Here is a 1,106-nt window from a genome sequence, read left to right as displayed (position 1 = left end):
CCAAGAAATCCGTCGCGCTGTCGGGCGTGACCGCCGGCAATACCGCGCTGTGCACCGTCGGCCGTACCGGCAACGACCTGCACTACCGTGGCTACGACATTCTCGATATCGCCGAGACCTGCGAGTTCGAGGAAATCGCCCACCTGCTGGTGCACGGCAAGCTGCCGACCAAGTCCGAACTGGCCGCCTACAAGGCCAAGCTGAAGAGCCTGCGCGGCCTGCCCGCCAATGTGAAGGCGGCGCTGGAATGGGTGCCCGCCAGCGCGCACCCGATGGACGTGATGCGCACCGGCGTGTCGGTGCTCGGCACGGTGCTGCCGGAGAAGGAAGACCACAACACCCCGGGCGCGCGCGACATCGCCGACCGGCTGATGGCCAGCCTCGGCTCGATGCTGCTGTACTGGTACCACTACAGCCACAACGGCCGCCGCATCGAGGTGGAGACCGACGACGACTCGATCGGCGGCCACTTCCTGCACCTGCTGCACGGCGAGAAGCCGTCGGCGCTGTGGGAGCGCGCCATGAACACCTCGCTCAACCTGTATGCCGAGCACGAGTTCAACGCCTCCACCTTTACCGCGCGCGTGATCGCCGGCACGGGTTCCGACATGTACTCGTCGATCGCCGGCGCGATCGGCGCGCTGCGCGGCCCCAAGCACGGCGGCGCCAACGAGGTCGCGTTCGAGATCCAGAAGCGCTACGACAACCCGGACGAGGCCCAGGCCGACATCACCCGCCGCGTCGGGAACAAGGAAGTCGTGATCGGCTTCGGCCACCCGGTGTACACCACCGGCGACCCGCGCAACCAGGTGATCAAGGACGTCGCCAAGAGGCTGTCGAAGGACGCCGGCTCGATGAAGATGTTCGACATCGCCGAGCGGCTCGAAACCGTGATGTGGGACATCAAGAAGATGTTCCCCAACCTGGACTGGTTCAGCGCGGTCAGCTACCACATGATGGGCGTGCCCACCGCGATGTTCACGCCGCTGTTCGTGATCTCGCGCACCTCGGGCTGGGCCGCGCATATCATCGAGCAGCGCATCGACAACAAGATCATCCGCCCCAGCGCCAACTACACCGGGCCGGAGAACCTGAAGTTCGTGCCG

Annotated in this window: 1 protein-coding gene; it reads left to right on the top strand. The window is 65.9% G+C overall.

Going from position 1 to position 1,106, the window contains the following annotated elements:
* Positions 1-1,106 (top strand): bifunctional 2-methylcitrate synthase/citrate synthase (prpC, locus tag GA0116996_RS27865; RefSeq protein WP_092318375.1); only part of this gene is annotated, 1,106 nt, incomplete at both ends.

The organism is Cupriavidus alkaliphilus (assembly GCF_900094595.1).
Lineage (GTDB): Bacteria > Pseudomonadota > Gammaproteobacteria > Burkholderiales > Burkholderiaceae > Cupriavidus > Cupriavidus alkaliphilus.
This window is presented reverse-complemented; position numbering and strand designations above follow the sequence as displayed.